1 protein-coding gene is annotated in these 4,141 nt (G+C 76.3%); it reads left to right on the top strand.

The window, feature by feature from the left end:
* The coding region (locus tag G3I42_RS25255) for an acyltransferase domain-containing protein (RefSeq protein ID WP_343244659.1) at window positions 1-3,949 on the top strand (3,949 nt) is incomplete at its 5' end.
* Between the last annotated feature and the right edge of the window lie 192 nt (window positions 3,950-4,141).

The raw sequence follows: 4,141 nt of genomic DNA, 5'->3' as shown, positions 1-4,141 counted from the left end.
CCGTGCCGCCGCCCGGCGCTGGCTGGAGCGGGGCGGGGTCCGGCCGAGCGGGGTGCGCTACCGGGAGCGGCCGGTGGCCGGGCGCACCGCCTTCGTGTACACCAACGGCTCCGCCTCCTACCCCGGGATGGGGCGCGCGCTGGCGCTCGCGCTGCCCTCGCTCGGCGAGGCGGTCCGGGCGGCGCACGGGCCGCTCGGCGGTCCCTTGCGGGAGGCGAGCGGGGTGCTCGGCCAGATCTGGGGCGCGGCCGAACTGGCGACCCACCACACCGTGCTCACGCGGGAGTTGCTGGGTCTGCGCCCGGACGCGGCCATCGGGTACTCCTCCGGCGAGTCCGCCGCGCTCATCGCCCTGGGGGCCTGGCCGGACGCGGCGGGACTGTACGCGGCCACGCGGGACAGCGGCCTGTTCACGACCGAGCTGACCGGTGAACTGCGGGCGGTCCGCCGCGTGTGGGAGCGCGCGGGCGTACGGGGCGAACGCTGGGCGAGTCACCTGGTCACCGCGCCTGTCGACGTGGTCCGCGCGGAACTCGCCGGGGAGGCCGCCGTCCATCTCATGGCGGTCAACGCGCCCGGCGTCTGCGTCATCGGGGGCGAGGAACGGGCGTGCCGCGCCGTCGTGGCACGGCTCGGCACGGACCGTGCCTTCGCGATCGACTACGACATCGCGGCGCACGCGCCGGAGGTGGCGGAGGTACGGGACTCCTGGCGCGCGGTCCACCGCAGGCCCACCGTGGCGGTGCCGGGGGTGCGGTTCTACAGCGGGGCGAGCGGGCGGGCGTACGAGCCGACGACCGAACGGGTCGCGGACGCGCTGACCGCGCAGGGCCTCGGGACGATCGACTTCGCGGGCACGGTGGAACAGGCGTGGGCGGACGGTGTGCGGGTCTTCGTCGAGCACGGCCCCCGGGGGCTGTGCACCGGCTGGATCGGGCGGGTGCTCGGGGACAGGGAGCACGTGGCCGTCGCGCTCGACGCCCAAGGCGACCAGGGTCTGCGGCAGTTGTGCCTCGCGGTCGCCGAACTCGTCGTCGCCGGGGTGCCGGTACGGGCCGAGGCGCTCTTCGACCGGCTCGCGGCGGCCGTCGCGGAGGTGGACGCGCCCGGCCCCGTCCGTACCGTGACCGTCCCGGGACCGCCCTCCCCGGCGGTCGCGGAGGCGCTGTCCCGCCCGGCGGCGGTGGACGTGCCGCCGCGCCCCCTGCCGAGAGCGCCCGCCCTGCTCCCGGTGCCCGAGCCCGGCGCGCCTGCCGCAGCAGCGCCGACAAACCCAGCCCCGACAACCCGAGCCCCATTTTCATCCCCCTCCCCCACGAGCCTCCGCGCCCTTGTGGCCCGGCACAGCGAGCGGGTCGGCGCGCTCCACCAGGACCTGACCGCCCGCCACGTCGCCGCGCACCGGGCGTTCCTGGAGGTCTCGGCCCAGGCGATCGCCGCGCTGGCGCACCCGGGCACGGGCTCCCCCGCCCTCCCTCCCGCGAGCCTCCCACGACCCGCCCCCGCCTCGTCCCCTCCGCCCCTCCCCGGGCCGAGGTTCGACCGGGCGCAGTTGGAGTACCTGGCCTCCGGCAGGATCTCCGCCCTCTTCGGGCCGCGGTTCGCCGCTCAGGACGCGTACGCGGTGCAGACGCGGATGCCCGCGCCGCCCATGCTCCTCGCCGACCGCGTCACCGGCATCGACGCCGAGCCCGCCGCGCTCGTCGCGGGTCCCGGGGCGCGCGTCGGCGGCACGATCTGGACCGAGACCGATGTGCGCGGGGACAGTTGGTACCTGGACGCCACCGGGCGGATGCCCGCCGGGCTCATGATCGAGGCGGGCCAGGCCGATCTGCTGCTGCTGAGCTGGCTCGGCGTGGACCTCCGCAACGGGGGCGAGCGCGCCTACCGGCTGCTGGGCTGCGAGGTCACATTCCACGGACCGCCGCCGGGACCGGGTGACACGGCGCGCTACGAGATCCACGTCGACGGCCACGCCGAGCACGACGGCGTGCTGCTCTTCTTCTTCCGCTACGACTGCACCGTGGACGGCGAACGCCGGCTCAGCGTCAGGGACGGGCGGGCGGGCTTCTTCACCCCGGCCGAACTCGCCGCGAGCGGCGGCGTCCGGTGGTCGCCGGAGGGCAGTCCGCCCGGCGACGACCTCCCGCTCGACCCGCCGCGGGTGCGCTGCGAGGCGGCCTCCTTCACGGCGGCGCGGGTGCGGTCGCTCGCGCGAGGCCGGCCCGCGGAGTGCTTCGGGCGCGGCTGGGAGGCCACGGCCGCCCACGTCCGCACCCCGAGGATCGACGGGGAGCGTCTGCTGCTGCTCCACGAGGTGACCGCGTTCGACCCGGGCGGCGGCCCCTGGGGGCGGGGTTATCTGCGCGCCGAGACGCCCGTATCGCCCGACGACTGGTTCTTCGCCGGGCACTTCGAGAACGACCCGTGCATGCCGGGGACGCTGATGCTCCAGGGCGGGCTCCAGGCCATGGCCTTCTACCTCACGGCCATGGGCTTCACCGTGGACAGGGACGGCTGGCGGTTCGAGCCCGTCGGCGAGGCGCCCTTCACGGCGGAGTGCCGGGGGCAGGCGACGCCGGAGAGCGGGCGGATCGTGTACGAGGTGTTCGTGCGCGGGGTCTCCTCGGGGCCGGTGCCGACCCTGTACGCGGAGGTGCTCGGCTCCGTGGACGGGGTGAAGGCGTTCCACGGCCGGGACGTGGCGCTGCGCCTGGTGCCGGACTGGCCGCTCTCGCAGTGGCGGCACACGGGCGGGCCCGCCCTGGAGGGCGGCGGCACCGCCGTACCGGAGACGGTGGGCGGGGAGCGGGGCCCGGTCGCCGAGGTGGACGGGTTCCGCTTCGGCCACGACTCCTTGCTGGCGTGTGCGTGGGGCAGGCCGAGCGAGGCGTTCGGCGCCCCGTACGCGGTCTTCGACGGCACCCGCCAGGTCGCGCGGCTGCCCGGCCCCCCGTACCACTTCATGAGCCGGGTCGCCTCCGTGACGGGCCCGCAGGGCGGCATGCGGGAGGGCAGTGAGGTCGTCGCGGAGTACGACGTGCCCGCCGACGCCTGGTACTTCCGCGAGGGCGACGGCCGCGCGATGCCCTTCGCCGTGCTGCTCGAGGTCGCGCTGCAACCCTGCGGGTGGCTGGCCTCGTACGTGGGCAGCGCGCTGACCACCACGACCGACCTGCGCTTCCGCAATCTCGACGGCTCCGGGACCGTCACGGGCGAGGTCACGCCCCTGACCGGGACCGTCCGCACGCGGGCCCGCCTGACCCGTGTCTCCCGCAACGGGGACATGATCATCGAGGCGTTCGACGTCACGTGCACGGGCGGCGGCGCGCCCCTGTTCACGGTGTCCACGGTGTTCGGCTACTTCCCTGCCTCGTCCTTCGCCGACCGGCCCGGCCTCCCGGTGTCCGCCTCGGACCGGGCCCGCCTGGCCGCACCGTGCGCGTACGAGGCGGATCTCACCGCACCCGCCGCCCGGCGGGAACCGCCCGCGCCCGGCCCCATGCTGCGCATGCTGGACCGTGTCACGGGCTACTGGCCCGAGGGCGGCCGGGCCGGACGCGGCCTGCTCCGCGCGGAGCAGGAGGTGGACCCCGGCGCGTGGTACTTCCGGTCCCACTTCTTCCAGGACCCGGTACAGCCCGGCTCGCTGGGCATCGAGGCGATGTACCAGCTGCTCCAGCACCATGTGCGGGAGAGCGGGCTGACGGCCGGTATCGCCTCCCCCCGCTTCGTGACGGCGCCGGGGACCGAGCTGACCTGGACCTACCGCGGCCAGGTCACCCCGGCGGACCGCCGGGTCCGGATCGAGATGGAGATCCTGGAGGCGGAAGCGACTCCCGGCGGCGCCCACGCCTGCGCCGAGGCGACCCTGTGGGCCGACGACACCTGCGTCTACCGCGTACGCGGCCTGGAAACGCGTGTGGTGCCCGGCCCGGGCGGGCGGTGACGTGGGAGCGGAGGACGGGGTGCCGCCGCCCGCTCGGGACGGAGCGGGCGGCGGCGTTCACGCCATGGCGGACAGGCGCTCCGCGAGGGGGTCGGGGCCGAGGAAGGCGAGGAGTTCGGCCGTGGTGGGCGCGGTGGCGGGGCCGCGCCGGGCGACGGCGTACGCGGCGGCGGCGTTGGCGGCGCGGGCGGC

Origin of the sequence: Streptomyces sp. SID11385, assembly GCF_010548245.1 — a bacterium.
In the GTDB taxonomy this organism is placed as follows: Bacteria; Actinomycetota; Actinomycetes; order Streptomycetales; family Streptomycetaceae; genus Streptomyces.
The sequence above is the reverse complement of the archived record's forward strand: the minus strand, read 5'-3'. Positions and strand labels throughout refer to the sequence as shown.